The organism is Sinomonas flava, assembly GCF_039531875.1.
Lineage (GTDB): Bacteria > Actinomycetota > Actinomycetes > Actinomycetales > Micrococcaceae > Sinomonas > Sinomonas flava.
This window is the reverse complement of the sequence record NZ_BAAAQW010000011.1, coordinates 95,461-121,797: the sequence shown is the minus strand read 5'-3', so window position 1 is coordinate 121,797 and position 26,337 is coordinate 95,461. Positions and strand designations below refer to the sequence as shown.

The 26,337-nt window shown below is 70.1% G+C and carries 28 protein-coding genes, 1 rRNA gene and 1 pseudogene; 19 read left to right on the top strand and 11 right to left on the bottom strand.

Features of this window, described 5'->3' with window-relative positions; all coding sequences use genetic code 11:
* Positions 1–211 precede the first annotated feature (211 nt).
* The 3 genes from rrf (at position 212) to ABD298_RS16365 (ending at position 2,068) form a co-directional block, all read left to right on the top strand.
* Positions 212–328 (top strand): 5S ribosomal RNA (gene rrf, locus ABD298_RS16375).
* A 352-nt stretch (positions 329–680) separates the two neighbouring features.
* Positions 681–1,781: a WD40/YVTN/BNR-like repeat-containing protein gene (locus ABD298_RS16370; RefSeq protein WP_344300854.1), complete on the top strand. Its 1,101-nt coding sequence runs from the start codon at positions 681–683 to the stop codon at positions 1,779–1,781.
* Positions 1,782–1,783: 2 nt separating this feature from the next.
* On the top strand, positions 1,784–2,068 hold the full coding sequence (locus ABD298_RS16365) for a MoaD/ThiS family protein (protein WP_344300853.1): 285 nt from the start codon (positions 1,784–1,786) through the stop codon (positions 2,066–2,068).
* A gap of 34 nt (positions 2,069–2,102) precedes the next feature.
* On the opposite strand, the gene ABD298_RS16360 is transcribed toward ABD298_RS16365, so the two are convergent.
* Positions 2,103–2,321, bottom strand: a complete 219-nt coding sequence (locus ABD298_RS16360) for a hypothetical protein (RefSeq protein WP_344300852.1) — start codon at positions 2,319–2,321, stop codon at positions 2,103–2,105.
* A 261-nt stretch (positions 2,322–2,582) separates the two neighbouring features.
* Between ABD298_RS16360 and ABD298_RS16355 the strand changes: the two genes are divergently transcribed.
* The 8 genes from ABD298_RS16355 (at position 2,583) to ABD298_RS16320 (ending at position 9,209) form a co-directional block, all read left to right on the top strand.
* Positions 2,583–2,777: a YegP family protein gene (locus tag ABD298_RS16355; RefSeq protein WP_344300851.1), complete on the top strand. Its 195-nt coding sequence runs from the start codon at positions 2,583–2,585 to the stop codon at positions 2,775–2,777.
* Positions 2,778–2,924: 147 nt separating this feature from the next.
* Positions 2,925–4,160, top strand: coding sequence for a helix-turn-helix domain-containing protein (locus ABD298_RS16350; protein WP_344300850.1), 1,236 nt, complete (start codon positions 2,925–2,927; stop codon positions 4,158–4,160).
* Positions 4,161–4,250: 90 nt separating this feature from the next.
* Positions 4,251–4,688 carry a VOC family protein gene (locus ABD298_RS16345; protein ID WP_344300849.1) on the top strand — a complete coding sequence of 146 codons (438 nt, stop codon included), beginning with the start codon at positions 4,251–4,253 and terminating at the stop codon, positions 4,686–4,688.
* 41 nt (positions 4,689–4,729) lie between these two features.
* Positions 4,730–5,191, top strand: coding sequence for a VOC family protein (locus ABD298_RS16340; RefSeq protein ID WP_344300848.1), 462 nt, complete (start codon positions 4,730–4,732; stop codon positions 5,189–5,191).
* A gap of 120 nt (positions 5,192–5,311) precedes the next feature.
* Positions 5,312–6,511, top strand: a complete 1,200-nt coding sequence (locus ABD298_RS16335) for a Re/Si-specific NAD(P)(+) transhydrogenase subunit alpha (protein WP_344300847.1) — start codon at positions 5,312–5,314, stop codon at positions 6,509–6,511.
* A complete protein-coding gene (locus ABD298_RS16330) occupies positions 6,511–6,837 on the top strand; it encodes an NAD(P) transhydrogenase subunit alpha part 2 (protein ID WP_344300846.1) in 327 nt (108 codons plus the stop codon). The genes ABD298_RS16335 and ABD298_RS16330 overlap by 1 nt, the downstream gene beginning before the upstream one ends.
* A complete protein-coding gene (locus ABD298_RS16325) occupies positions 6,834–8,222 on the top strand; it encodes an NAD(P)(+) transhydrogenase (Re/Si-specific) subunit beta (protein ID WP_344300845.1) in 1,389 nt (462 codons plus the stop codon). The genes ABD298_RS16330 and ABD298_RS16325 overlap by 4 nt, the downstream gene beginning before the upstream one ends.
* Positions 8,223–8,273: 51 nt before the next feature.
* Positions 8,274–9,209, top strand: a complete 936-nt coding sequence (locus ABD298_RS16320; RefSeq protein ID WP_344300844.1) for a 3-hydroxyacyl-CoA dehydrogenase NAD-binding domain-containing protein — start codon at positions 8,274–8,276, stop codon at positions 9,207–9,209.
* Here ABD298_RS16320 and ABD298_RS16315 read toward each other — a convergent pair whose 3' ends face one another.
* The gene (locus ABD298_RS16315) at positions 9,210–9,707 is read right to left on the bottom strand and encodes a hypothetical protein (protein WP_344300843.1); all 498 of its coding nucleotides are present in this window, start codon (positions 9,705–9,707) and stop codon (positions 9,210–9,212) included. It abuts the gene before it with no gap.
* On the bottom strand, positions 9,704–9,874 hold the full coding sequence (locus tag ABD298_RS16310) for a hypothetical protein (protein WP_208710945.1): 171 nt from the start codon (positions 9,872–9,874) through the stop codon (positions 9,704–9,706). The genes ABD298_RS16315 and ABD298_RS16310 overlap by 4 nt, the downstream gene beginning before the upstream one ends.
* A 258-nt stretch (positions 9,875–10,132) precedes the next feature.
* Here ABD298_RS16310 and ABD298_RS16305 point away from each other — a divergent pair, with 258 nt between their 5' ends.
* From ABD298_RS16305 to ABD298_RS16295, 3 genes are read left to right on the top strand one after another with little or no spacing between them, the layout of a single operon-like run.
* Complete coding sequence (locus ABD298_RS16305; RefSeq protein WP_344300842.1) at positions 10,133–11,533, top strand: type 2 periplasmic-binding domain-containing protein; 1,401 nt, start codon at positions 10,133–10,135, stop codon at positions 11,531–11,533.
* The gene (locus tag ABD298_RS16300; protein WP_425564466.1) at positions 11,533–12,474 is read left to right on the top strand and encodes a carbohydrate ABC transporter permease; all 942 of its coding nucleotides are present in this window, start codon (positions 11,533–11,535) and stop codon (positions 12,472–12,474) included. Before ABD298_RS16305 ends, ABD298_RS16300 begins: the two co-directional genes overlap by 1 nt.
* On the top strand, positions 12,471–13,487 hold the full coding sequence (locus ABD298_RS16295; protein ID WP_344300840.1) for a carbohydrate ABC transporter permease: 1,017 nt from the start codon (positions 12,471–12,473) through the stop codon (positions 13,485–13,487). Before ABD298_RS16300 ends, ABD298_RS16295 begins: the two co-directional genes overlap by 4 nt.
* Positions 13,488–13,691: 204 nt before the next feature.
* Here ABD298_RS16295 and ABD298_RS16290 read toward each other — a convergent pair whose 3' ends face one another.
* The 4 genes from ABD298_RS16290 to ABD298_RS16275 form a co-directional block, all read right to left on the bottom strand.
* The gene (locus tag ABD298_RS16290; RefSeq protein WP_344300839.1) at positions 13,692–14,150 is read right to left on the bottom strand and encodes a hypothetical protein; all 459 of its coding nucleotides are present in this window, start codon (positions 14,148–14,150) and stop codon (positions 13,692–13,694) included.
* 395 nt (positions 14,151–14,545) lie between these two features.
* Positions 14,546–15,490, bottom strand: a complete 945-nt coding sequence (locus ABD298_RS16285; protein ID WP_344300837.1) for a sensor histidine kinase — start codon at positions 15,488–15,490, stop codon at positions 14,546–14,548.
* Positions 15,491–15,637: 147 nt separating this feature from the next.
* On the bottom strand, positions 15,638–15,874 hold the full coding sequence (locus ABD298_RS16280; protein WP_344300836.1) for a hypothetical protein: 237 nt from the start codon (positions 15,872–15,874) through the stop codon (positions 15,638–15,640).
* Positions 15,871–16,278, bottom strand: a complete 408-nt coding sequence (locus tag ABD298_RS16275) for a hypothetical protein (RefSeq protein ID WP_344300835.1) — start codon at positions 16,276–16,278, stop codon at positions 15,871–15,873. The genes ABD298_RS16280 and ABD298_RS16275 overlap by 4 nt, the downstream gene beginning before the upstream one ends.
* A gap of 194 nt (positions 16,279–16,472) precedes the next feature.
* Between ABD298_RS16275 and ssb the strand changes: the two genes are divergently transcribed.
* The 3 genes from ssb to ABD298_RS16260 all read left to right on the top strand — a co-directional run bounded on the left by ssb (position 16,473) and on the right by ABD298_RS16260 (position 20,107).
* Positions 16,473–17,027 (top strand): single-stranded DNA-binding protein, encoded by a 555-nt coding sequence (gene ssb / locus ABD298_RS16270; RefSeq protein ID WP_344300859.1) that lies wholly within the window; start codon positions 16,473–16,475, stop codon positions 17,025–17,027.
* Between the two features lie 463 nt (positions 17,028–17,490).
* Complete coding sequence (locus ABD298_RS16265) at positions 17,491–18,735, top strand: IS256 family transposase (RefSeq protein WP_344300857.1); 1,245 nt, start codon at positions 17,491–17,493, stop codon at positions 18,733–18,735.
* A 790-nt stretch (positions 18,736–19,525) separates the two neighbouring features.
* Entirely contained in the window at positions 19,526–20,107 is a 582-nt protein-coding gene (locus ABD298_RS16260) for a recombinase family protein (protein WP_344300834.1), read from the top strand.
* A 207-nt stretch (positions 20,108–20,314) separates the two neighbouring features.
* Here the strand turns inward: ABD298_RS16260 and ABD298_RS18720 are convergent, their stop codons facing one another.
* From ABD298_RS18720 to ABD298_RS16245, 4 genes are all read right to left on the bottom strand, one after another.
* Positions 20,315–20,650, bottom strand: a complete 336-nt coding sequence (locus tag ABD298_RS18720) for a LysR family transcriptional regulator substrate-binding protein (protein ID WP_425564464.1) — start codon at positions 20,648–20,650, stop codon at positions 20,315–20,317.
* Positions 20,647–21,252 carry a LysR family transcriptional regulator gene (locus ABD298_RS16255; protein ID WP_344300833.1) on the bottom strand — a complete coding sequence of 202 codons (606 nt, stop codon included), beginning with the start codon at positions 21,250–21,252 and terminating at the stop codon, positions 20,647–20,649. Before ABD298_RS16255 ends, ABD298_RS18720 begins: the two co-directional genes overlap by 4 nt.
* A gap of 279 nt (positions 21,253–21,531) precedes the next feature.
* On the bottom strand, positions 21,532–22,824 hold the full coding sequence (locus tag ABD298_RS16250) for an MFS transporter (protein WP_344300832.1): 1,293 nt from the start codon (positions 22,822–22,824) through the stop codon (positions 21,532–21,534).
* Between the two features lie 53 nt (positions 22,825–22,877).
* Positions 22,878–24,095: a M20 metallopeptidase family protein gene (locus ABD298_RS16245; protein WP_208710818.1), complete on the bottom strand. Its 1,218-nt coding sequence runs from the start codon at positions 24,093–24,095 to the stop codon at positions 22,878–22,880.
* 88 nt (positions 24,096–24,183) lie between these two features.
* Between ABD298_RS16245 and ABD298_RS16240 the strand changes: the two genes are divergently transcribed.
* Positions 24,184–25,269, top strand: coding sequence for an Lrp/AsnC family transcriptional regulator (locus ABD298_RS16240; protein ID WP_344300830.1), 1,086 nt, complete (start codon positions 24,184–24,186; stop codon positions 25,267–25,269).
* A gap of 525 nt (positions 25,270–25,794) precedes the next feature.
* Positions 25,795–26,253, top strand: a pseudogene (locus tag ABD298_RS18715) (LysR family transcriptional regulator); the annotation flags it as partial.
* Between the last annotated feature and the right edge of the window lie 84 nt (positions 26,254–26,337).

Sequence of the window (26,337 nt, the reverse complement as noted above, 5' to 3'; positions counted from 1 at the left end):
GTACTAATAGGCCGACAACCTGAAACACACCCCCCACCCCAACCGCAAGAGCGGGGCCGGGGGGAAGGGAACACTGCTACGCGTCCACCATACGGTCCCCGGACAACAAACCCCGGCACCACCCACAACCGAATACACCGCACGGAAACACACCGTGACCACACGCTTCCCACCACCCCCCACCCCGGGGGGACAGGACGGGACACAGGGTTACGGCGGTCACAGCGTGGGGGAAACGCCCGGTCCCATCCCGAACCCGGAAGCTAAGACCCACAGCGCCGATGGTACTGCACCCGCGAGGGTGTGGGAGAGTAGGACACCGCCGGACAACACCACCAGGTCGAGCCCCCCAGCACCCGCCGGGGGGCTCCCTGCATTTAACTCACGCCGCGGGCAAGCCCCGCCCACAACGGCGAACCGCAGGAAAAAAGAGAGGGCCCCGGAGCGCACAATTGGGGGGGTGTGCGCTCCGAGGCGGTTCTCTGGTGCCGCCCTCACTCCCAAGCTTCCAAAGAAAACTGAGTGTGCGCTGGCACATAAAAAACACTACCTGGCAGAACTGCCCTTGGCCAGCATTCGCGCGCCCAGCGCGCCCCAACCTGGTTGCCGCGCCCCCGCCGCCGGTGCGGAGAGCGCCGCCCGTCCTTGTCGGCGTCGTGCGCGGGTGCTCGAATAGGCGCATGGACTCTCCCCGATACCTTCTGGCCATCGGCACGAAGAAGGGCCTGTGGCTCGCTACGAGTCAGGACCGCACCACCTGGGCCCTCGGAGCACCGCAGTTCCTCATGCAGGAGATCCCCTCTGTCGGGATCGACACGCGCGGCGGCCGTACCCGGCTTCTGGTCGGCGTCCGTTCGGAGCACTTCGGCCCGACGGTTGCACATTCCGATGACCTCGGAGCGACGTGGACCGAGCCCGAGGCGGGGTCGGTCGTGTTCCCTGAGGATACGGACGCTGCCGTGGAGCGCATCTGGCAGATCCGCCCGGATAGCGAGGACCGGCCTGGGGTCGTCTGGGTGGGCGCCGAGCCGATCTCAGTGTGGAAGTCGACGGACGGCGGCGAGACGTTCGAGCTCAACCGCGCGCTCTGGGAGCACCCCGACAGGGACAGGTGGGGTCCGGGGGCCGGCGGCGCGGCCGTCCACACCGTGGTCCCCGATCCCGCTGACGATGACCGGATCCACCTCGCGATCAGCGCCGGCGGCGTGTACATGAGCAGCGACGGCGGAGCGAGCTGGTCGGCGCGGAACCACGGCATCTCCGCGTACTTCCTTCCCGACCCCGAGCCCGAGGTCGGCCAGTGCGTGCACAAGATCGCGAGGGATGCAGACGGCCGCCTCTACGCCCAGAACCACCGGGGCGTATACCGCAGCGACGATGCGGGGGACACCTGGACCTCGATTGCAGACGGCCTCCCGGCGGACTTCGGCTTCGTCATGCTGACGCACCCCCGCCGCAGCGGGACTGCGTGGGTCGTGCCGCTGGTCTCCGATTGGGAGCGCGTGGCGCCCGAGGGCCGCCTCGCAGTCCACCGCACCGACGACGCCGGCTCCACGTGGCGCCGCCTGGACGCAGGCCTGCCCGAGTACGACTGGAACACCGTGCTCCGCGACGCCGCGTGCGTCGACGCCGCGGATCCGGTCGGCGTCTACTTCGGCACCCGCGGCGGCTCGGTCTACGCAAGCGCCGACGAGGGCGAGAGCTTCCGTGAGGTCGTCTCGAGGCTCCCCGATGTGCTGTGCGTGCGGGCGGCCGTGCTCGACGGCGGCCAGGGCGTCTGAGCGTGGCGGTCACCGTCGTCGTGCCCTCCGTCCTCGCGGACGTGGCCGGAGGCCGCACCGAGTTCGAGGTTCCGGACGCCGAGGCGAGCACCGTGAGCGCGGCCCTCGACGCCGTCGCGGCCCAGTTCCCGGTGCTCGGCCGGAGGCTGCGGGATGAGCGGGGGTCGCTGCGCCGGCATGTGAACGTCTATGTCGGCGGGGAGAGCGTCCGTTCCCTCCAAGGTCTGGAGACCCACGTGGCCGCTGGTCAGGAGGTGCTGGTCATCCAGTCGATCGCCGGCGGATGACCAGCTGGGGTCCTGCTGCGATGGCGGCGGACGCTCAGGCAGCGTGGTCGCGCACGTGCCAGAGGGTGAAGTCCTCGGACTGCACCGCGCGGCGCGCGTGGCTCGCCTCGAGCCTGATCCAGACGAGCCCCACCCCGGGTGCCGTGTCGTAGACCGTTCCGCGCAGCACGGTCTGCCCGCTGCGGGCCTCGATGAGTTCGCCCCGACGGATGTCGGTGAGGCGGCGGATCCGGCTGTGGGTATCGGCGGTCATCGTCTGCCCCTTCTCGAACATGTGCGCTGGTGAGACCAGTGTCCCGGGGACCGGTTTCCATGCTGTTTCCGGCCGGTAATCGGGCCGTAAGCAGATCTCGGCGGCTCCGTTTCGCGCCTCCCTCGGCTACGGCGGGGCGTCGAGAAAAGTCACGTACTCAGTGGTAAGGCGAAATCTCGCATTCCTGTGGCTAGCCTCGAACGCACAGATGTCATGCGCGTCACACGCGCATGGGGCGAGAATGCAGGAGGGTGTCTGCTCATGCCAGCAAGGTTTGAAGTACGTCGCGGCGGCAAGGGTGCCGGCGCGTATCTGGTCCAGCTCTGCACCGGGGACGGTCGCGTCGTCGCGGACCTCGGTGGCTTCCCGAGCCTCGACGAGGTCAAGCGGGCCATCGCGTTCCTCCGCGAGGGGGCGGCTCAGGGCCACGTCGTCGACCTGACAGGCACTGCGTGACCGGCCGCGCCTGAGCGCCCCCCGCCAGAGGATTGGCCCGGGGCGGGAGCGCAGCGCGTGCCGGTGCAACGTGCGTGCAACCTCCTCCCACGGAGGATCCGGGCGACCGCGATACACTTGTGAGCCACGGCACACATGAAGGGGTGGGTGGACGTGCGCACACAGGACCCGGTGGACGCCCCGGAGCGGCCCGTCGTCGCTGACTCGTGGCGTCGGTCTCTCGCTGCGCACCCGCGCCGCGAGGATGCGGTCGTCACAGACGTCCTCGACGACGACGAGCTGGCCTCCTACCGGGAGAGCCACGCCCTCGCGCGGGTCATGCCCGTGATCGAGGAACTCCTCGTGCAGCCCGCGCGCGACTCCGGCATCCTCGTGGCGGTCGGGGACGCCGACAGCAGGCTCCTGTGGCTCGGCGGCGATGCCTCGGTGCGCCGCCGCGCCGAGGGCATGGCGTTCCTCGAAGGCGCCGACTGGTCCGAGTCCAGCATCGGCACGTCTGCCCCCGGCACGGCGCTGGCCACCGGCGGTGCGGTCCAGATCCGCGGAGCAGAGCATTTCAGCCCCCTCGCGGAGGCCTTCTCGTGCACCGCGGTCCCGATCCGCGATCCCCGCACCGGCGACCCGATCGGCGTCGTCGACATCACGGGCGGCGAGCAGGCTGCGGCCGGGCACGCGCTCCCGTGGCTCCGCGCCGCCGTCGCCGCCGCCGAGGAGAGGCTGCGCGGCCTCGCCAAGGCGGCGCAGCGCACGACGCCGGTCCCCCCGGGCGGTGGGAACCGTACCGGCGCCGGGCCCTCGGCTGGGCCAGCGGTCCTATCGGTCACCGGTCGGGACCAGGGGATCCTCCGCGCGGGTGCACGGGAGCTGAGCCTGAGCGTGCGCCACTCCGAGATCCTCGTCCTGCTCGCCGGCAACCCGCGCGGGCTCACGGCCGAGGAGCTCGCCGAGCGCCTCTACACCCAGGCCGTGCCGCCCGTGACCCTGCGGGCCGAGCTCGTGCGGCTGCGCAAGGCGCTCGACGCCTCGGGAACCGGCGTCCGGCTCCTTTCGCGGCCGTACCGCGTGGAGGGGCTCGAGGTCGACTCGATGCATGCGCTGGCCCTGCTCGAGCGGGGGTCGCACCGCCAGGCACTCGGGTCCTACGGAGGGCAGCTCCTGCCGCGCTCGGAGGCGCCTGCCATCACCGAGCTCCGCGAGGAGCTGTCCGCGACGCTGCGGGAGGCAGTGGTCGGCAGTGCGGCGGTCGACGTCGTGCTGCACTACCTGCGCCTGCCTGAGGCCGCCGACGATCTCGAGGCGTGGCGGACCGCCCTCCGCCTCCTCCCGCCGCGCTCGCCCAAGCGGGCCGCGGTGGTCGCACACCTCGAGCGGCTCGTGGGCTGAGGCGGGAGCGAGCTGCGGGGGGTTCAAAGTGTCGGTGCCCGGGCGTAGGCTCACGCTCGTCAGCGAGGATCTGCGACGCAAGGAGCGGCTGTGACAGCGACACTGAACCCCTACATCAGCTTCAAGGACACCACCCGGGACGCGATGACGTTCTACCAGTCGGTGCTGGGCGGTGACCTCACGATCTCCACCTTCGCGGACCTCCACGCGGCCCAGGATCCCTCCGAGGCGGATCTGGTGATGCACTCCCTGCTCACGACGCCGAGCGGCTTCACGCTGATGGCCTCGGACACGCCAGCACGCATGGAGTATGCGCCCGGGAACAACTTCTCGATCTCGCTCAGCGGCGACTCCGAATCGGAGGGTGAGCTACGCGGGTACTGGGACCGGCTCTCCGACGGCGCCACCGTCTCGATGCCGCTCGAGAAGGCCATCTGGGGCGACACCTTCGGCATGCTCACGGACCGATTCGGCATCGCGTGGCTCGTGAACATCGCGGGCGACGACACGCCGACCGGTCACTCGTAGCCACCTCGTCCCCCCTCGCCACTTCCGCGGAAGGATCCATCGTGCCCACGCTCCTCAATCCCTACCTCAGCTTCACGGGAAAAGCCCGCGAGGCCCTCACGTTCTACCAGTCGGTCTTCGGCGGCGACCTCACCATCAGCACGTTCGGGGAGTTCCGGCCCCCCGCGGACGCTGGCGGGGACGCCCCCGGCATGCCGGCGTCGGAGGCGGACAAGGTCATGCACGGCATGCTCGTCACCCCCAACGGACTGGTCCTCATGGGCTCGGACACGCCCGAAGGCATGCCCCACACCGAGGGCAGCAGCATCTCCCTCTCGCTCTCCGGCGACGACGAGTCCCAGCTGCGCGGCTACTGGGACAGGCTGGCCGACGGTGGCAGGGTCACCGTGCCCATGGAGCGTGCGCCGTGGGGCGACGTGTTCGGCATGCTGACGGACAGATACGGCATGGCGTGGCTGATCAACGTGAACTCGGGCCAGCAGGGAGGGGCGGCCCAGGGCTGACGCCCGCGGGCGCCCCCACCCGGCGCGTTTTCCCTGAACCTGCTCCCTGCTCCAGCAGGGCCTGGCACATAGACTCGGCTCACGGGCGGCAGCGGGGCCGGCAGAGCGGAGGATGCGCGCGTGAAGGTCGGGATTGCGAGGGAACGTCTTGCCGGGGAGCAGCGCGTCGCGGCCACGCCCGAATCCGTGCGGCAGCTCGTGGGCCTCGGACTAGAGGTCATCGTCGAGTCGGGTGCGGGGACGGCGGCCGGCCACTCCGACGCCTCCTACACCGAGGCGGGGGCAGAGGTTGCCTCCTCGCTGGACCCTGCCGCCGTCGACGTCGTGGCCCACGTCCGCGCCCTCGCGCCGGGCACGGCCGCGCGGCTCAAGCCCGGTGTCGTGACCGTCGGGCTGGCGTCGCCCTCCACTGACCTTCCCACGGTCCGGGCGCTCGCCGACGCGCGGGTCACCGCGTTCGCACTCGAGCTCGTCCCGCGCATCTCCCGCGCCCAGTCCATGGACGCGCTCACCTCCCAGGCCCTCGTGACCGGCTACCGGTGCGTGCTCGAGGCCGCGATCCGCCTGCCGCGCTTCTTCCCGCTCTACATGACGGCTGCCGGGACCGTCCCGCCAGCAAAGGTCCTCGTCCTCGGCGCCGGGGTCGCAGGCCTGCAGGCCATCGGCACGGCCAAGAGGCTCGGCGCGCGCGTCTCCGCGAACGACATCCGGCCAGCCTCCGCGGACGAGGTCGCCTCCATGGGCGGTACCTTCATCCGGCTCGACGTTGAAGGGGAGGCCGCCGGCGGGTACGCCCGCGAGCTCACCGCCGACAGGGGGGCGCTCCAGCGCGAGCTCCTCGCGCCGCACGTCGCCGACGCCGACGTCCTCATCACGACCGCCGCCGTCCCCGGCCGCCGGGCCCCGCTCCTCGTCACCCGGGACATGGTCGCCCGGATGCGCCCCGGATCCGTCGTCGTGGACATGGCCGCGGAGTCGGGCGGCAACGTCGAGGGCTCCGTTCCCGGCCAGGACCTCCGCGTTCCGACGGCCGACGGCGCGGGGGAAATCACCGTCGTCGGGCTCAAGGACGCGGCCTCCGCGATGGCCGCCGACGCCTCGCGGCTGTACGCGAAGAACGTCGCGAACTTCATCGCCCTGCTCGTGCCCGGGGCGGACGGCACGGTGGCGCCCGACTTCAGCGACGAGGTGGTCGCCGGCGCGTGCCTGACGCACGACGGCGAGGTGCGGCACGAGCCCACCGCCGAGGCCCTCGCTGCGCTCGCCTCGGCCGAGGCCCCGCCGGGTGAGATCGACGAGACCGAGGAAGGAGCAGGCTGATGGGCGGCATCGAACTGCTGACGATCACGGTGCTGGCGGTGTTCGTCGGCTTCGAGGTGGTCTCGAAGGTCTCGAGCATCCTGCACACTCCCCTGATGTCGGGGGCGAATGCGATCCACGGCATCATCCTCGTCGGCGCGATCACCGTTGCCGGGCAGGCGGCCGACGCGTGGGTGCTCGCGGTGGCGCTGCTCGCCGTCGTGCTCGCCACGGCGAACCTCGTGGGCGGGTTCGTCGTGACGGACCGCATGCTCGAGATGTTCCGTGGACGGAAGGCGCCGGCCGCCGGGCAGCCGGGTACCGGGCGCCAGGAGGCGGGCAGGTGACTCCCGTTCTGGACCCGACGTGGACGGCGCGGCTGTACCTGGTCGCGGCCGTGTGCTTCATCCTCGCCCTCAAAGGCCTGTCCTCGCCGAAGCATGCGCGGCGCGGCAACCTCGTCGGGGCGTTCGGTGCGCTTGTGGCCCTCGTGACGGTGTTCCTCTCGAGCCGGCTCGGCAACATCCCGTGGATCCTCGCGGCGATCGCGGTGGGGGCGGCCATCGCCGCACCAGTCGCGCGTCGGGTCCAGATGACCCAGATGCCGCAGCTTGTGGCCCTCTTCAACGGTGTGGGCGGCGGCGCCGCGGCGCTCGTGGCGCTGCTCGAGCTCCCGCACGCAGACGATGCGTGGGTACGCCTCGCGATCGTGTTCACGCTGCTGGTCGGGGCCCTCTCGTTCGCGGGCTCTGCCGTGACGTTCGCGAAGCTCCAGGAGCTCATGACCACCCGGCCGATCGCCTTCCCGGGCCTTCCGACGCTCATGGGCGCCGTGCTCCTCGCCGCCGCCGTCGCCGCGGGCTTCGTGGTCGTGCTGCCGCTGTCCGCCGGGTCCACCGTGGTCGCCGTCGTGCTCCTCGCGCTGGGCCTCGTGGCCGGAGTCCTGCTGGTGCTGCCCGTGGGAGGGGCAGACGTGCCGATCGTCATCTCGCTGCTCAACGCCTTCACGGGCCTCGCGGTGGCGGCGTCCGGCCTCGTCCTCGGCAACGTGCTGCTCGTTGTCGCGGGCACGCTCGTGGGAGCCTCCGGCACGATCCTGACCCGGCTCATGGCCGCGGCGATGGGCCGCAGCGTCTCCCACATCATGTTCGGCGCGTTCCGCGGAGGCTCGACGGCGGGCTCCACCGCCATCTCCGAGCGCCCGGTGCGCTCGAGCACCGCGGAAGACGTCGCGATCCTCCTCGGGTACGCCCAGAAGGTCATCATCGTGCCCGGGTACGGGCTCGCCGTCGCCCAGGGCCAGCACACCGCCGCCGAGCTCGCGCAGGCCCTCGAGGCGCGCGGCACCGAGGTCGAGTTCGCGATCCATCCCGTCGCCGGGCGCATGCCGGGGCACATGAACGTCCTCCTCGCGGAGGCGAACGTCCCCTACGAGTCGCTCAAGGAGATGGCCGAGGTCAACGGCGACTTCCGGCAGGCCGACGTCGCGCTCGTGGTGGGCGCGAACGACGTCGTGAATCCCGCCGCGAAGTCCACCCCCGGATCGCCGATCTACGGCATGCCGATCCTGGAGGTCGCGGACGCGAAGCAGGTCGTGTTCCTCAAGCGGTCCATGCGGCCGGGCTTCGCGGGGATCGAGAACGAGCTCCTGTACGAGCCGCAGACCACGCTGCTCTTCGGAGACGCGAAGGATTCGCTCACGAAGGTGCTCACGGCGGTGAAGGCGCTGTGATTGGAAAGCGCTGTGATTGGAAGGCACTGTGACGGGCACGGGAGGACTGGCATGACGGACGGGACCATCGCGGTGGTCGGCACCGGCCTCATCGGCGCGAGCTGGGCAGCGTACTACCTCGCGCGCGGGTTCCGGGTGGTCGCGAGCGATCCCGCTCCGGGGGCGCAGCAGGCGCTGCGCGAGCGGATTGACGGCTTCTGGCCCACGCTCGAGACGCTCGGACTCGACGAGGGCGCGTCCAGAGACCGGCTGGAGTTCGCGCCGTCGATCGCCGACGCGGCCCGCGGAGCGGACTTCGTGCAGGAGAACGGCCCGGAACGCCTCGACGTCAAGCGCTCCATCCTCGCCGAGATCGAACAGGGCGTCGGCGAGGACGTACTGATCGCGACGTCGTCGTCCGGGCTGCTCGTGTCCGAGGCCCAGAAGGGCATGCGCCACCCCGAGCGGCTCGTGCTCGGGCACCCATTCAACCCGCCGCACCTCATCCCGCTCGTGGAGGTGCTCGGCGGAGAGCAGACCTCCTCGGAGAACGTCGAGCGGGCCCTCGCCTTCTACGCCGGGATCGGGAAGAAGCCGATCCGGATCAACCGAGAGGTTCCGGGCCACGTGGCGAACCGGCTTCAGGACGCGCTGTGGCGGGAGATGTTCCATCTCGTCCGCACCGGGGTCGCGAGCGTGGCGGACATCGACACCGCGATCTCCTACGGGCCCGGCCTCCGCTGGGCGCTCATGGGCCCCTTCCTCACGATGCACGCGGGCGGCGGCGACGGCGGGATCTCCCACTTCCTCGAGCACCTCGGGCCGGCCATGCGGGACTGGGCGAGGGACCTCGGCGAATACCCCGAGACCGACGAGTATGTCAGCACCATGGCCGAGGGCGTCGAGGACGAGCTCGCGGGACACGACTGGGCCGCGGCGCTCGCGGCACGGGACCGGCTCCTCCTGGGCCTCCTTGCGGCCAAGGCCGAGGCGCCGGAGATTCCGTGACTACCTTGGCCCGGGCCGGATCGGCACGCAGGTCGCGCAGGCCTGTGCCGCCGCCGGATCGGCCAGGGCGTCGCGCTCGAGCTTGAGCCGCGCTGACAATGCGACGGCCATGAGCACGACGGCGGCGACCCCCACCGCGGGCTGCACTCCCCAGCGGATCGCGTCCAGGGGCAGGCCGGCGAAGATCTGCACGAGGAGGCCCGACCGGCTCTGCGTGGTGGCCAGCAGCAGCCCGATCGCGCCGAACAGCGGGCCGCGGAGGTCGCAGAAGGTCGCCTCGGCGCCGATCGGGGCTCCCACGAGGCTGGCGATGAGCAGCCCGAGCGCAGCCGAGCCCGCGAGCACGAGCGCTCCGGTCCACGCGGCACCCGGGAGGGCGGCGCCGTCGAACGCGCCGTTGGCGAACACCAGGGCGGCCGCGGAAAGCACCGCGGCCGCCGCGCCGACTCCCCAGCGGGCTGCCGTCCACGTCGTGACGACCGGCCAGCGGCTGCTCACCGGAACGAGAGCAGCTTGTTGATGAAGCTCGCGTTGGACCCGGTGCCGGAGTCGTGGCCGGGGCAGCGGCGATCCTGGGGGACGTTCGCGAAGACCTGGTCGATGTGCTGGCCGCAGCCAGCCCAGGTCACCTTGCCGCAGGTCGAGCACGTCGCGGGGCTGCACATGGGATTCTCCTTCTTGTCGCTCTCAATACCCCTAGGGGTATTTCTAGAATAGCGTCGAGCGGACCTTCGGGCAAGGGAGGAGCCGTGCGGCCGCACCGGCGCGAGAACCGACACGCGTAGGAGGTGCGCCGCTGAGCAGCCCGGATGTGGATACCCTTCGCGTAATTGGGGGGCCCATTCGTTCTCTGGCAGGAGGGGACAGCCTAGGGCCTGAAGCTCCCCCGGCACGAGTGCTGGGGCATCCAGAGAGGGGGGCCAATGCCGGCCCACAGGAACATGTCCGCCGTCGCGGCGCTGTCCGTCTCCGTACTCCTTGCGCTCACCGGGTGCAACCCGGCGGCGAACTCCGGCGGCTCGGCGGCTCCGAGCAGCTCCGGCGGCACGGGAGCCTTCAGCAAGGACCAGTCGGGGACGCTCAAGACGAGCGGCTACAACCCCTCCGATGAGGTCGGCAAGGCCCGTTCGGACCTCGCCACCCAGGCGGTGGCACCCGCCGAGGTGTCCATGGACACGACGAACTTCGACGCCCAGAAGTTCGCGGCGCAGGCGGCCTCCGGCCAGGTCCCCGACCTCATCCAGGTGGACCGCAGCATGGTTCCGACCCTGGCCGACAAGGGCCTGATCCAGCCCCTCGATGCGTGCTTCTCGCTCTGGGGAGTCACCCCGAACGACCAGTACTACCCGGCCGCGGTCAAGAGCGTCACCTACAAGGACAAGGTGTACGCGGTTCCGCAGTTCTTCCAGACGTCCATGCTCATCGCGGACAAGACCGTCATGCAGGCCGCCGGCGTGACCGAGGACCAGCTCGACACCTCCAAGCCGGACCAGATCATCGCGGCCGCCCAGAAGATGTACAAGGCCTCGGGCGGCAAGCCCTCCGTGATCGGGTTCGATCCCGACCTCCCCGGCTCGGCCGACCTCTGGCTGCAGGTCTTCGGAGGCAACGCGATGGACGGCGACGGCAAGCCGACGCTGGACAACGGCGACAACGTCAAGGCACTCACTTGGATGAAGCAGCTCATGGACGCCCAGGGTGGCTACGCGGCCATCAAGTCGTTCAAGGACTCGATGGACGTGTTCGGCAACCAGAACCAGTACGTGAAGCACCAGGTGGGCGCCCAGACGTGGGCCCAGTGGTACATCAACGTCCTGTCCAACACGAAGGGCGACGTCAGCGTCGTCGGCGCGCCGATCAAGACGCTCCAGGGCAAGCCGATCGGCTACGCCGGCGGCGCCTCGCTCGCGATCCCGACCGCGGCGAAGAACCCCTCGGCGGCGTGTGCCTGGGCCATCAAGGCCACCTCGCTGGACGCGTGGAAGGCCGCCGGGGATGCCCGGGCCCAGACCGTCCAGAAGAAGAACTCCATCAACACCGGCTTGTTCACGGGCTCGCCCGCCGCGGACAAGGCTGTCCGGGACGCGCACGTCACCCCGTCCGGCAACGCGGACTTCGACCAGCTGATCAAGACCTCCTACTCCACGCTCGACAACACGGCCTCGTTCGGCAGCTCGCCGGCCGGGCAGACCATCAAGGACTCGCTCGCCAACGCCGTGGCCGTGGCCCTGTCCGGGGAGAAGGACCCGACCGCCGCCCTGAAGGACGCACAGGACACCGCCATGCGCGCCTGGCAGCAGACCTCGGCCGGGCAGAATCACTGATCCCTGTGGGCACGCGCACGAGCCAGCGCACCCGGTCGAGGAAGTACAACGTCCGGGAGTCCATCGCGGGGTACCTCTTCATCTCGCCGTGGATCGCCGGACTGCTGATCTTCACCGTGATCTCGATGGGCTGGAGCCTGGTGCTCTCGTTCCAGAACTACGACCTGGCGACGGGAGCCAGCTCGCCGGCAGGGTTTGAGAACTACCGCCTGCTGGCCGAGGACCCGAACGTCCTCGGCTCGCTCGGCAACACGTTCGTCTATGCCCTCATGGCGGTCCCGCTGGACATCGCCTTCGCGCTCCTGCTCGCCTCGCTGCTGAACGGCGTCAAGCGCGGCTCCGGCTTCTTCCGGCTGGTCTACTACCTGCCGAAGATGACCCCGGGTGTGGCGACGGCGGCGGTGTTCCTGCTGCTGCTGAACGGCAACAGCGGCGCGATCAACAACTTCCTCGGGCTATTCGGGATCGCTGGACCGCAGTGGCTCTCGGACCCGGTCTGGATGAAGCCCTCGATCGTGCTCATGAGCCTGTGGGGCGTGGGCGGCACGACCGTCATCCTGCTCGCGGCGCTGCAGGCGGTGCCGAAGGAGCTCTACGAGGCGGCTGCGACGGACGGGGCAAGCCGGCGGCAGCAGTTCTTCTACATCACCATCCCGATGATCTCGCCGACGCTGTTCTTCCTGGTCATCGTCAACACGATCGCGGCCCTGCAGATCTTCGACCAGGCGTACCTGCTGTTCTACCGCGACGGGAACTCCAGCGTCCCCGACGCGGCCCGCTTCTACGGGGTGTACCTGTACCAGCAGGCGTTCCAGCACTTCAATTTCGGGCCCGCCGCGGCCATGGCATGGCTGCTGTTCGTGATCATCATGGTCATCACCGTGGTCCAGATCAGGGTCGGGAACCGCTTGGTCCACTACGAGGGGGGTGACCGCCCGTGAGCAACGTCAACCCCGGGCTGGAACCTGGCACGACGGCGGGGCCCGCCGCCGCGCCGGCAGGGGCACCGTCGGTGCCGCTTGCCGGGGAGGGCGCCAGCACGGTCGAGAGGGCCGGGCGGCGGCCTTCGAATCCGGCCGACGTCCAATGGGCCGGGGAGCGCCGCAGCAGGCTGGCCCGGCGGCTGGGCCAGGGCATCCGCTGGCTGCTGCTCGTCGGCTTCGCCCTGCTGTTCATGTACCCATTTGCCTGGCTGCTCGCCGCCTCGCTCAAGCCGCGCGGTGAGGTGTTCGACAACCGGCTCATCCCGCTGACGCCCACGCCCGAGAACTACGCGGAGGTCTGGAACCAGCTGCCGCTGCTCAGCTGGGTCTTCAACTCGGTGTTCATCGCGCTGGCGTCGGCCACCATCGTGACCCTGACCAGCTCGGCCATCGCCTTCGGATTCGCCTACTTCCGTTTCCCCGGGCAGAAGATCCTCTTCGGCATCCTCCTGGGCACGATGATGCTCCCGGGGGCCGTCACGCTCATTCCGAACTACCTCATCTGGAAGACCCTCGGCTGGCTCGGGACGACCGTGCCGCTGTGGGGCGGGACGCTGTTCGGCTCCGCGTTCTACATCTTCCTCATGCGGCAGTTCTACCTGTCCCTGCCGCGGGACCTGTTCGAGGCGGCGCGCATCGACGGGTGCTCGTTCTTCGGGCTGTTCCGCAGGATCGCCTTCCCGCTCGCGCTGCCCAGCGCGATCATCGTGTTCATCTTCGAGTTCCAGGCGTCGTGGAACAACTTCGCGGGCCCGCTCATCTACCTCAACTTCGGCGACCCGAAGGGGTACACCGTGCCGCTCGGCGTCGCCTACGCGATGACGATGTACTCGCCGACGGCGGGCGGCCACGGCGACTACCAGTTCGTGATGGTGGCGTCCTTGCTGGTGACGCTGCCGATGATGGTCATCTTCGCCGTGGGCCAGCGGTACTTCATCGAGGGCATCGCCGCGGGTTCGCTCAAGGGGTGAGGCCCGGGGTGAGACGCCAAGACCGCGTGGCCCCTCGCCCCCGCCACCGCTGCAGTGGCTCTCGCCGGGGCCTTCGCCGATCGTTCGTTGCCCCCGCAGGTTCCGCGGCCGGGAGGGCGGAGAGGGCTGCGGCGGATGCCGGGGGGTCTCTTCAAGGGTCTGCTCGGGCCGCGTCGCAGTGCCTCCCCGGAAGGAGCCCTAGTTTCAGCAGGTGAATCGGACTCCTGCGGCGAGGGCCTCCACCGCCTCCCTGCGGTCCCGCTCGAGCAGTACCAGGGCTTCGAGCTCGGAGCGCCGCTGGCCGTGTTGCGCCAGGGCTGCGATCGAGACGTCCCGGAACAGGCAGGCAAGCGCGCCCGCCAGACCTGCCCTGAGCTGTTCGAGGTTGGTGTGCTCCACGAGCAGGTACGGGCCGGCGATGGCGATGTTGACGCCTTCGTAGCCGGCGTCGCGCAGCCGCCGCGCGGTCGAGGGATCCTCAATCAGGTCGATCTCGTACGGTTCGGCCCGTCTGCTCAATGCGACCATGACGGTGTACTTCGAAGGGCCGCGGGCGGTGCCGAGATTCCAGGGCAGGGCACTGGCGACGATCGCGTCGAGGCCAATGGCCTGCTCGGGCAGGCGGGGGGCACCCTCGATGATGGATTCCCTGGTGGTGTCCATGATTGTTCCACGTCCTTCAGTCGTTCTCTGGATGGCCCACGCGGGAGCCCGCGGGGCGGTCGCTCGCGGCAGGGGTGCCGGAGGGTTCACGGCTGGAGATTTCGCTGGAGACGTGTCGTCGGGCGCCTGGCGGCGCCTCCCCGTAGAGGTGGAGGCACAAAGACGGTGGGCGCCCGTACCCCAGTCTACGCGCTTTCCGCATCACGGAAGGGCAGGATCGGAGGCCTGGCGCAGGCAGCAGCTGAGCAGGCCCGCGGGGACTCTCGCGGCGGGTCCGGCAGTAGGCTGGCGGCTGGACTACACCGCCTCGCCCCGGGCGCCCAGAAGCGGAGGTCCGGCCCCCACCTCGGGTCTCGTGCCGGCCGCGGCGGAGCCTGCAGGGAGCTCAGGTGCGGTCAGTTCCGGGGCACGGTGGAGGTGACCCTAGTGCCCCCGCCTGGGACTCCTTCGGTGCTGGCCGTTGCGCCGAGGGCGGCTGCCTGCTCGCCGATGCGTGCTGCTCGGCGGTCCCGGTCGGCGGTGGCGGCAGTGCCGTCGTCCTCCACGGTCAGCGCGAGGGAGCCGTCGAGGGCGGTGAGGGTCACGGTCAGCTCTGCCGCGGAGCGGGCGATGGCGTCGCCGATGGCTTCCCGGCCGATGGCCAGGATCCCCCGTGCCAAGGCTGGGGGCAGCTCCCCGATGGCGCCGTCCACGCTGACCCGGGGGACGAGGGCGGTGTTCCGGACGGCGTCGTGGACGGCGTCGACCAGGGCGTGCGCGAGGCCTTGGCCGCGGGGGCCCTGCCGGAGGGAGTAGACGGTGCTGCGCAGCTCCCTGATCGTCGCATCGAGTTCCCCGGTGAGCGTGGCGATCCCTGCCCGGATGGCCGGGTCGGGGGCGGTGCGGCCGAGGTTCTGCATGCTCATCCCGGCGGCGAATAGGCGCCGGATAACGAGGTCGTTCAGCCCGGTGGCGATCCGGTCGCGGTCGCTGGACAGGAGCGCGTCCTCGCGCCGGCGCTGGACGAGGCCCAGGTCCAGGGCCAGCCCGACGTGCGAGCCGTACCCGGCCCCCGAGGCCAGGTCCGCCTCGGTGAAGGGGGCGCTGCCGGCCGGCCGGGCGAGCAGCACCAGCCACTCCCCGGCCCTCCCGGGCCCGAGCGGGAACGAGAGGACCTGCCCGAGCTTCCGCGCGGCCGCGGGGCCGAACAGCTGTGCCGGGTCCTCCAGAATCGCCGGCTGCCCGCGCCCGTGGAGGGTCCGGAGCGCCCTTGGGGTGGGGACGCCCTCGGCCGGGGTCAACAGGAGTGCCCCGGCAGGAGCGAGGACCTGCAGCGTCCCCCCTGCCGGCGATGCGATCACGGCGAGGACGGCGACCGCGGCGCGCAGGGCGTGCCGGGCGACCAGCTCCAGGTCGCCCTCCGGGGAGGATGGGAGCCCTCCGCTGCGTCCTGGCCCCGGTCGGCGGGGGTTGGGTGGCCGGCGCGGCCGGCGGCCGGGCCCAGGCTGCTAGTGCTCGGCAAGGTCGTCCGCCACCCGATGCAGGTCCTGGGCCCAGCCGGTGGAGCGGTTGGGCTGCGGGGCCCCGGACTCGAAGTTCGCAAGGGCCTCGGCGATGTCGTCCAGGGCGGCGGAGAGGTTCGCCTTCACCGCGGTGTACCCCTCGGCCGAGCGGGGGTCAGCCGAGGCGGCCTTGAGCTGGTCCGCCCCTGCCCTGATGACCAGCGAGGCCTCGAGCTCGTTCATGCCCCGTCCTTCCCGCCGGAGTGCAGCGGCTGGACGCCGTCCGCCCTGCCTGCGCCGTGCTCGAGGGTGTAGGCGAGGAACTCGTCATCGAAGGCCACGATGCCGGCGTCCACCGCCTCCAGCTTGGCCCGGACCAGTGCCGAGAGCGCACGCCAGCGCTGCCGGCCGCTCTCCTGGGCCGTCTTCGGGCCCGTGGGGTGCCGGTGCAGGGCGAACTCCGCCGCGCGCGGCAGGTCCAGGACCATCCGATAGCGGCAGGCGCCGTGGATGAAGGCGATCGCGGCTCTGCCGTGCTCCCAGGTGCAGCGGAAGCCGGTAGCGCCCGACCCTGCGAGCATGGCCCCGATCTCGGCCTGCGACTCCAGGGCCGTGACCGAGGCGCCCCGGATATAGTTGCTGCTCATCTCCGTCCCCGCCTCCCCGTGCCCGGCCCAGGGCCCGCCGCCCCGGGCGGCGCCACTCGGAAGGCCATCCTGGTGGTCAGGGACCGGCTTGGGCAGCCCCGGCGCGCGGGGCACCCGGACGGTGGGATGAGGCTGGGGAGTCCAAGGATGAGCTGACCGTTCTATAGGCTGCCCGCGCCCGCCGGCGCAGTCAGCTGCGGTGGAGCCAGAGGCACGCTTGCCGGTCGCCCCCCATCACTCTACGCCGCGCTGCGCCCTGCGCCCATCCCCGGGCGGTCCCGCCGCACGCCGGGCACGGGGACTGCTGCAGTGCGCTCCTTGGACGACGCCGGCGCCGCGCTGCCCGGGCGGCGCCGGCGCGGGCCGGGTCCGTCGCTGGCAACCTCACCGCTGCGCCCCGGCCGGGGACCCCCGTCGCGAACTTCACCATCGCCACCACTCCGCGCATCTACGACCGGCAGACAGGGGCGTGGAAGGACGGGGAGACCGTATTCGTCCGCTGCACCCTCTGGCGCGACGCCGGCGTGAACGCCGCAAAGTCCCTGGCCAAGGGGACCCGCGTCATCGCCACCGGAACCCTCACCGAGCGCACCTACCAGGCCAAGGACGGCCAGAGGCGTACCAGCGCCGAGCTCGACGTCGACGAGCTCGGCGCCAGCCTCCGGTTCGCGCCCGTGAGCGTCACCCACCGCCCCGGACACCGCGACCAGAGCCCCGCACAGGCCCCCGACGAAGGGACAGCACAGTGAGCGAGACCGACACGACGACCCAGACCGCCCCCGCTGGTGGGTGGACGAGTACACCGCCGTCCCCGACCCCATCGAGGCCGGCACCGGCTAGTGCTTCGACACCGTCACCGAGGCCGCCGAGCACGGGCAGCCCTGGGCCGTCCTCGAGCACCCCGCCGCCTACACCGCCGGGCCCGCCAGCCCCGGCCACTACATCACCGCCGGCCACCACGACGACGCGGCCTACTGCCTCGCCACCCGCTCTCAGACACTAGTTGAGCGGGACGCGTGCAAGCAGTTCGCGCATCCACTCTTCATGCTCGTCGAGCTCGAACTGCGCGAGTACGAGGCTCTCGTCAATCCACTCCTCGGACACGGTAGCGCTTTCCCCATCAAAGGAACGTTTACTGAGAGGGAGTGTCCGATTAACGGTGGGAACGGCGTGGCCTGACCGAAAGGAAGGGCTATGACCGACGCCGTCGAGATGATCGATCCCGTGACGGGAGAGATCATCGATGAGAGGCAGCTCGCGGAGCAGCTGCTGGCGCAGGCACGCGAGCAGGGCGTGGGGTTGGTGGGCCCGGGCGGCCTGCTGGCCGGGCTGACGAAGACCGTGCTGGAGACAGCGCTCGAAGCGGAGATGACCGAGCACCTCGGGCACGAGCGGCACGGGGCCGCCGAGGGGCCCAACGTCCGGAACGGGACGAGGTCCAGGACCGTGCTGACCGAGATCGGGCCGGTGGAGATCGAGGTGCCGCGGGACCGGGAGGGCACGTTCGAGCCGCAGATCGTCAGGAAACGAAAGCGCCGCCTGGACGGGATCGACGAGGTCGTCCTCTCGCTGAGCGCCCGCGGCCTGACGACCGGGGAGATCGCGGCCCACTTCGAGGAGGTCTACGGCGCCAACGTCTCCAAGGACACCATCTCCCGGATCACGGAGAGGGTCTCCGGGGAGCTGGCAGAGTGGGCCAACCGGCCGCTCGCCCGCGTCTACCCGGTGCTCTTCATAGACGCGATCCACCTCAAGGTCCGCGATGGGCAGGTGCGCAACAAGCCCTTCTACGTCGTCCTGGGCGTGACCGTGAACGGCGAACGGGACATCCTGGGGATCTGGGCCGGGGACGGGGACGGCGGGGAGGGCGCGAAGTTCTGGCTGGGCGTCCTGACCGAGATCAAGAACCGGGGAGTCGAGGACGTGTGCATCGCCGTCTGCGACGGGCTCGAGGGCCTGCCGGATGCGATCACCGCGGTCTGGGAGCTCGCCATGGTCCAGACATGCGTCATCCACCTGATCCGCAACACCTTCCGGTTCGCCTCCAGGCACTACTGGGAGGAGATGGGCAAGGACCTCAAGCCCGTCTACACGGCCCCGACTGAGGCCGCGGCCCGGGAGCGGTTCGCGGAGTTCGACGCGAAGTGGGGCGACCCGTACCCGGCGATCAGCAGGCTCTGGCGCAGCGCGTGGGCCGAGTTCGCGCCGTTCCTGGACTGGGACGTGGAGATCCGCCGCGTGGTCTGCTCGACCAACGCGATCGAGTCCCTCAACGCCCGCTACCGGCGTGCGGTCCGCGCCCGCGGGCACTTCCCCGACGATGCCGCCGCGCTGAAGTGCCTGTACCTCGTCACCCGCTCCCTTGACCCGACCGGGCCGGGCAGGGCACGCTGGGCCACACGCTGGAAGCCGGCACTGAACGCCTTCGCGATCGCCTTCGAAGGCCGAATCAACTAGATGCACGCCATGCCGTTCCCACCGCTATTCGGACAGTCCCCCGTCCTCGGCGGACAGAAGACAGACCCACAGAAACCCCCAATAAAACAACCGAGATGCGCTCCCAATCACATCAATCTGAGCAGAACCTACCAGAAACCTTGATAGAACCTCAAAGTTTCCTTCCGAAACTTCAGGATGCTTAGGGCGCGCCGCCAAGGCCTGCGGGCCCCCGGGCTCTGGGAGCACGGACGGCGCTGCGCGGAATGCTTGTCCCCCCTGGGTTCTGATACCCGTCGTAGCAAGCGCCGGTCGGCTCCGCCAGACAACGACTGCCTGGCACCCCAAACTGCACAGCCCGCGCTGCGCCGCCAGAGCCTGCCACCGCACGTCGTCGTCCACAGCGGATCCGGGCTTCGGCCACACCCAAGGCATCTCAGCTCGGACGGGGAACTCCTCGAAAGGCCGACGAAGCGAGACCGCGCCGAAACATTCAGGCCGATCAGCCGGCCATGTCACGTTGCACTTCCGTGGCCAGGACTGAAGCGGTCGGAGGTCAGCTCTTTCCGGCGATAAATGCAAGAGATCCAAGGCCGCGAGGCGCCTTGCGCGGCTGATGTGCGCGCCGATTGTCCCGATCGGGCGAACTCACACGAGATCGGACCAATGCCCTGTGCAGACGACTTCGACGACTTGTGCAGACAACTTCGAGAACTGACAGTATCGCCGCGGAAATGTGATCCCTGATTTGTAATGCTTGCCACGTACGCGCCTATGTTCTGCATGCCCCGGTTTCTGATACGTTCCTGGTATGCGTGTTGGGTACGGGAGAGTGTCAACGAGGGACCAGCACGTCGATGCCCAGCGGGATGCCCTTGCCGCGACCGGCTGCGACCAGGTCTTCGTGGACTCGGCCTCCGGAAAGCTCGCCTCCCGTCCCGGGCTGGAGAAGGCGCTGCTGTGCGCGAATCGGGCAGGGGACCAGCTGGTGGTGACGAAGCTGGACCGGCTCGGTCGGTCGTTGGAGAATCTGATCGAGCTCTCGAAGCAGCTGCAGGCCAGGGGCGTCGACCTTGTGGTTCTGGATCAGGGGATCGACACCTCGACTCCGGTGGGGAAGATGTTCTTCCACATCCTCGGGGCGATCGCAGAGTTCGAGCACGCCCTGATGTCCGAAAGGACCCGCGATGGTCTCGCCGCTGCCAGGGCCCGCGGCCGTACCGGCGGCCAGAAGCCCAAACTCGGTCCCCGTCAGGTACGCCTGGCCCGCCAGATGTACGAGGAGACCGGCCCCGACGGCAAGCGGGCCTACACGGTGGAGCAGATCGCGGCCGAGTTCGGCGTGACTCGTCCGACCATCTACCGGCACCTCTCGAAGCAGCCCCGAGTCTGACCGTGAGGAGACACAGCCCATCGAACCCCGCCCAGGGTCGCTGCCGCGGCGACCCACCGGCCAGATCTCGTCAAGCACATGCGATGAGCATCCCAAGTTCCCTGCAGCTTCGCCGCGGTCCTAGCGCATGGTCCTTGACGTCGGGCGCACAGCTTGACCCGGCCGCCCCTGAAGTGCCCTGACCGGCAGCCATCTGGGGCCAGCCTCCTACAGCAGGACCAGACCGCTGTGTCCGCCTCGCCGTGGAGAGCCGGCAATCAGGGGTCGTCCAGTCAGGGCTTCCCAGGCAATGTCGCCGGCCTCATCAATATCCGAGGTCCCGTTGCCCTCAGGGAACACCGCATACAGCTCATAGCTAAGGAGCCGTTCACGAGTTAGCGCGGGTGTGCGCTGACTGAGCTCGAAGACCGCCACCTCCGCTCGGCCGGACTCGACCCATTCCCCAGCCTGCTGGGAGTCGCTGGCCTCTGCTATGGCAATCTGCACACCGGGGTACTGCTGCGTGAAGTGGCGGACGAGCTCCGCCGTGGGGTACGTGATCAACGACGACGGAGCAACACGACGAGCACGAACGGCTCGTCCGCGAGCGAGGCGAGCTCCACGGACGGGGCCGCGGTGAGCGGGTGGTCTGTGGCGACGGCGATGCCCAGTGCGTCGTCGGCGACGACCCGCGCGCGGAGCCCGTGCACTGTGCGCTGGCCTGCGGTGAAGCCGATGTCGAGCGCGTCGGTTGTGAGCAGGTCCATCACCTGGGCGCTGCCGAGGTGGGCCGTGAAGCGCAGCTCGATCCCGGGATGCCGGCGGCGGACGAGCCGGGAGATGTCCGCGACGGCCGGGGCGTCCATGCCCCAGGCGAACCCGATGCGCGCGATCCCGTGGTCGTTGCGCTCCGAGTTCCGTGCGGCGCGCACTGCCTGGTCTGTCCGGGCGAGGACATCCTGGGCGAGGGGCAGGAACGCCAGTCCTGCCCGGGTCAGGGCCACGGCGCGGGTGCTCCGCTCCACCAGCTTGACCCGCACGCTGGCCTCGAGCTGGCGGATGTGCTGGCTCACCGCAGGCTGGCTCAGGTGGAGCGACTCGGCGGCCCGGCTGTAGTTGAGCTCATGGGCGACCGCAACGAACGAGGCGAGCCAGCGCAGTTCCATGGTGACAGGCTAGGGGAATGGCAGGCCCGGGCTGGGCGCGCATCGGGCCGAGCGGGAGGCGATGGGCATCCCGCCCGCGGTTCCTGTCCGGGCTGTCCCCTCGCAGCGGGCCTCGGTCAGTACGGGACTGAAGGCAGGCGAACCGTCTCTGCCTGCGGCGCCGGTTCCCTCGCTGGGATGGACGCGCAGGACGCCTGCCTGCGCCCGGGCCCCACCCCGCGTTCCCGGCGGGAAACGGCCGGGGGCGACGGAGTGCGGGGTGGGGGTGGGTGCCGGGTCTCAGTGGCTGAGGTCCTTGCCCTTGGTCTCGGGGACGGAGAGCACGACGACGGCGCTGACGACGAGCAGGGCGACTGAGTAGAGGTTGAACAGGCCGGCGGAGCCGATCCCCGTGAGCCACTGCTGGAGGTAGGGCGCGGTGCCGCCGAAGACTGCAACGCAGATCGAGTAGGGCACGCCGACTCCGACGGTGCGGATCTTGGTCGGGAAGAGCTCGGCGTACACGGCGGGGACGATCGCGGCCGAGCCGGCGATGAAGAACAGCATGACGGACATCGAGACGGTGAGCTGCCAGGGCGAGTCCCTGAGCAGCCAGATCATGGGGTAGTGCATGGCGGCGGCGCCGAGTGCGGAGGCCCACATGATGGGCTTGCGGCCGAACCGGTCTGCTGCCCTGCCCCACAGGGGTAGGACGGCGATGAAGACGACGAGGGCGATGCTGGATGCCCAGAGGGCCTCGCCGCGGTCCATGCCGAGGGTGGTGGAGGCGTAGGTGGGGGCGACGACGCCCCAGATGTAGTAGGAGACGGTGAGGCCGACGGTCAGCCCGATGACCTGGAGTGCCTGCCTGCGGTGGCGCACGATCTGCGGCCACATCGGCTCGTGGCGCTCCTGGACGGTCTCGTGCTCGAATGCGTCGGTCTCCTTGAGGCGGGCGCGCATGATGAGCGCGTACAGGCCGAAGGCGGCACCGATGAGGAACGGGATGCGCCAGCCCCACGCGGCCATGTCCGCCTTGCTCAGGACTCCCGAGAGGACCGCGCCGAGCAGCGTCCCGCCGAGGATGCCGACGGTCCCGGAGGTGTAGATGAGCGTGGACCACAGGCCACGCTTCTCGCGGGGGGCCATCTCGGAGAGGTATGTCTGCGACGAGGGCAGCTCGCCGCCGTGCGCCAGGCCCTGGATGAGGCGGGCCACGAGCAGCAGTAGGGACGCCCAGGCGCCCACGGCGCCGAAGGTCGGGGAGATGCCGATCAGCAGGCTGCCCAGGGCTGCGAGGCCGACCGCGAGCGTCATGGAGGACTTGCGGCCGATCCGGTCGCCGATCCAGCCGAAGATGAAGCCGCCGAACGGGCGGGCCACGAAGCCGACGGCGAAGATCGCCAGCGTGCTCAGGATCGCCGAGGTCGGGTCGGTGTTGCTGAAGAGCTGGGCCGCGAAGTACGGGGCGAAGGTCGCGTAGATGGCCCAGTCGTACCATTCGACGGCGTTGCCGATGCCGGTGCCGATGAGGGTGCGCCGCGTCGACGGGGCGCCTTTCGCGGTGGTCGAGGGGGGGGTGGCGGTGGTCATGGTGTTCTCCGGGGGCGTCGGTGGGGTCGGGGGCGTGGGGTCGGGGACGGGGTTCACAGGCGTGGGGCGAGTTCGGCCGAGCGGGTGAGCGCGAGGTGGGCGTAGAGCGCGGCGCCGTCGGCGAGCACGCTGTCGTCGAAGGTCGCGAACGGGGAGTGGTTGAACGCGGTGGTCGCCGGATCCGTCCCGGGCGGGACGGCGCTGAGGCCGATGAAGCTTCCGGGGACCTCCGCGAGGATGCGCGAGAAGTCCTCCGACCCGCTCAGCGGCTGGGCGAGACGGGCGTGGCGGCCGTCGAACAGTTCCGCGATGGAGCCCTCGGCGAAGTCGGTCTCCGCCAGGTCGGTGACGGTGAGCGGGTATTCGGCCTCGTAGCGGACCTCGGCCTCGAGCCCGTGCGCGTAGGCGATGCCCTCCAGCAGCCGGGGGACGGCCTGCTGCATGCGCGCCCGGTGCGCGTCCGAGAACGTGCGGATCGTCGCGTCGAACTCCGCGGTGTCGGGGATGACGTTGCGCTTGGCGCCGGCCGCGAGCCTGCCCACCGTGATGACGGTCGGGTCGAACATGTCGAACTGGCGCGTGAGCATGGTCTGCAGGGCGAGGACCATCTCCGCGGCGACGGTCACGGGGTCCTTGGCCAGGTGCGGCGCGGACCCGTGGCCTCCGGCGCCGTGGACGGTGACGAAGAGGCCGTCCGAGGCGCTCATCATCACGCCGGGACGGGTCACGAACTGGCCGTGCGGGGCCAGCGACGAGAAGACATGGAGGGCGTAGGCGGCGTCGGCCCGGCGCCCGGCGGCGTCGAGGACGCCCTCGCGGACCATGTGCGCGGCCCCGTCGAAGCCCTCCTCGCCGGGCTGGAACATGAGGACCACGTCGCCGGCGAGGGTGTGCCGGCGGTCGGCCAGGAGGGTCGCGGCGCCCACGAGCATCGCGGTGTGCAGGTCGTGGCCGCAGGCGTGCATCGCGCCGTCGATCCGCGAGGTGTAGTCCACGCCCGAGCGCTCCTGGACGGGGAGGCCGTCCATGTCGGCGCGCAGCAGCACGACGGGCCGCGTCGCCTCGCGGGGGAGCGCCCCTCCGCGGAGGACCGCGGTGACGGAGGTCGTCTCGGTGCCGGTCGTGACCTCGAAGCCGAGGCCGTCGAGCGCGGCGAGGACCCTCTCCTGGGTGCGGGGCAGGTCGAGGCCGATCTCCGGCTCGCGGTGGAGGTCGTGCCGGAGGGCGGCGATCTCGCCCTGGAGGTCGCGGGCATCCTGGAGAAGCGTCACGGCTGCCTTTCTGTGGGGTGGCTATTGTCTGCTGGTCGCCTTCAAGTGTCAGGCAGCGGTGGCCTCTGAGCGTAAACTCGTCATTATCATGCAAACGGATGCCGGTATTGGTAGTGATCATGCATCTAGTGATCTGGAGCACGTCCTCACGGAGGCCGACCTCGAGCTCATCAATGCCCTCCAGATCGCGCCCCGCGCGACGTGGCAGGACGCCGGCCGCATCCTCGGCGTGCGGCCGGCGACGCTCGCTGTGCGGTGGGAGCGGATCCGGCGCAGCGGCGTCGCGTGGATCACCGGGTACAGCATCGGCGACCCCACCGCCATGAACCTCGCGTTCGTCGACGTGGACTGCGAGCCGGGCCGCGTGGGCGAGGTCGCCGACGCCCTCTGCGAGATCCCCGAAGTGCAGTCCGTCGAGCTTCCGGCCGGACACCACGACCTCCTGCTGACCGTGTTCACGCCCACCGTGACCGACTACGCCCGCACTACCGGCCCGGCGATCCTCCGGGTGCCTGGGGTCGAACGCACCCAGACCTCCCTGGGCAGCCGCCTGCACCTCGCGGGGCACTCGTGGCGCCTGTCTGCCCTCGACCCGGCCAAGGCAGCGGCGTTCGCCGCGCTTCCCGCCCCCCGGCCCGCCCCCGGACCGCTCCCCGAAGCGTGCCAGGACCTGCTGCCGCTGCTCATGCGGGACGGGCGGGCCACAGCTGCGCAGATGGCCAAGATCCTCGACCGGAACGCCTCGACCGTCCAGCGCCAGCTCGCACGCGTGCTCGGCTCGGGCCTGATGTCCTTCAGGTGCGACGTCGCCCACGGCCTGGTCGGCTTCCCCGTCACCTGCACGTGGTACGCCAAAGTCCCGCCCGGAAAGCACGCCGCCGCCGCGGTGGCGGTCCGCTCGCTCCGCTCGGTCCGGCTGGCCGCCTCGGTCACCGGACAGGCCAACTTCATCGTCACGATGTGGCTCCGGTCAGTCGCGGAGGTCATGAACGCCGAACTGGCACTGCAGGAGAAGATTCCAGGCATCGAGCTCATCGAGAGCCTCGTGATGCTCCGTATCGCCAAGCGGATGGGCGTACTGCTCGACCCGGACGGGCGCTCGCTCCACCGCTCCGTCGTTGTCGGCGGAGTCCTGCCCAGCGATCTCGACGACAGCAGCCTGCCAGCCGAGTGACGCCCTCGGACTTCGAGGGACTCAACCCGCCCGGGAGGGAGGCCGTGGCCCGGATGAGCAGCGATTGAGAGGATGCCCAGCCGCCGCCGAACCATCGGCGAGTGACGTCGGAGCGGACCCGTGGCGGCTTCGCCCCGGCCAGGGCCCGTGGCCGCATCGGGGGGCCAGAAGCCCCAGCTCGGGCACCTTCGGTTCAGCGGCGCTTCCCAAATCGGTGAACTGCAAGCCTGCACGAGCAGCCTCGGCTTCTGGCGTGTTACGTACCGCCCCCGCTTCTCACGTACCCACCAACCCGGACGGGTTATGGAGAAGCCATCAGCTACTCAAGTCTGGAAGCAAACCCGAGAGGTGCTCGGGAGATTGCTGCGCGCATCAGCAATCGGGTGTTTGCTGATAGGGCGCCAACAAATATGGGTCCCTCGTACAGGCCGACTTCGAAACTGCAGAGAGAGGTGCCGACGTGACCGTGGTGCCGCCTGATGCCAGAAATTTGCGGGCCCCTAGACGGGGCTATCGTTACCAGGCATGGATCCTCGTAAGCTCGAGCACTTCCTCACTGTGGCGGAGACGGGCAACTTCACCCGAGCGGCAAAGTTGCTCCGTATCGCCCAGCCGTCGTTGTCGCAGTCGATCAAGGCGCTTGAGCGAGAGCTGAGGGTTGCGTTGTTCCACCGCCTGCCCACGGGCCTTGAGCTCACGGAGGCGGGAAGGCAGCTCCTGGCGCCAGCCTCACGCGCACTCAGAGCCCTCAAAGACGCGCGTGAGTCCCTTGAGAATCTTGTCGAGGTTCGCAGTGGCCGGGTCGACATTGTGGCTCCGTCGTCATTGATCACGTACCCCACGGCAGAGCTCGTCCGCCACTTCACGCGGCAGTATCCCGGTGTGCAGATCGCCATAGCAGAGGCCAGCGACTCCCAGCAGGCTGGCGAATGGGTCGAGTCCGGCCGAGCGGAGGTGGCGGTCTTCGAGCTCAGTCAGCGCACACCCGCGCTAACTCGTGAACGGCTCCTCAGCTATGAGCTGTATGCGGTGTTCCCTGAGGGCACCGGGACCTCGGATATTGATGAG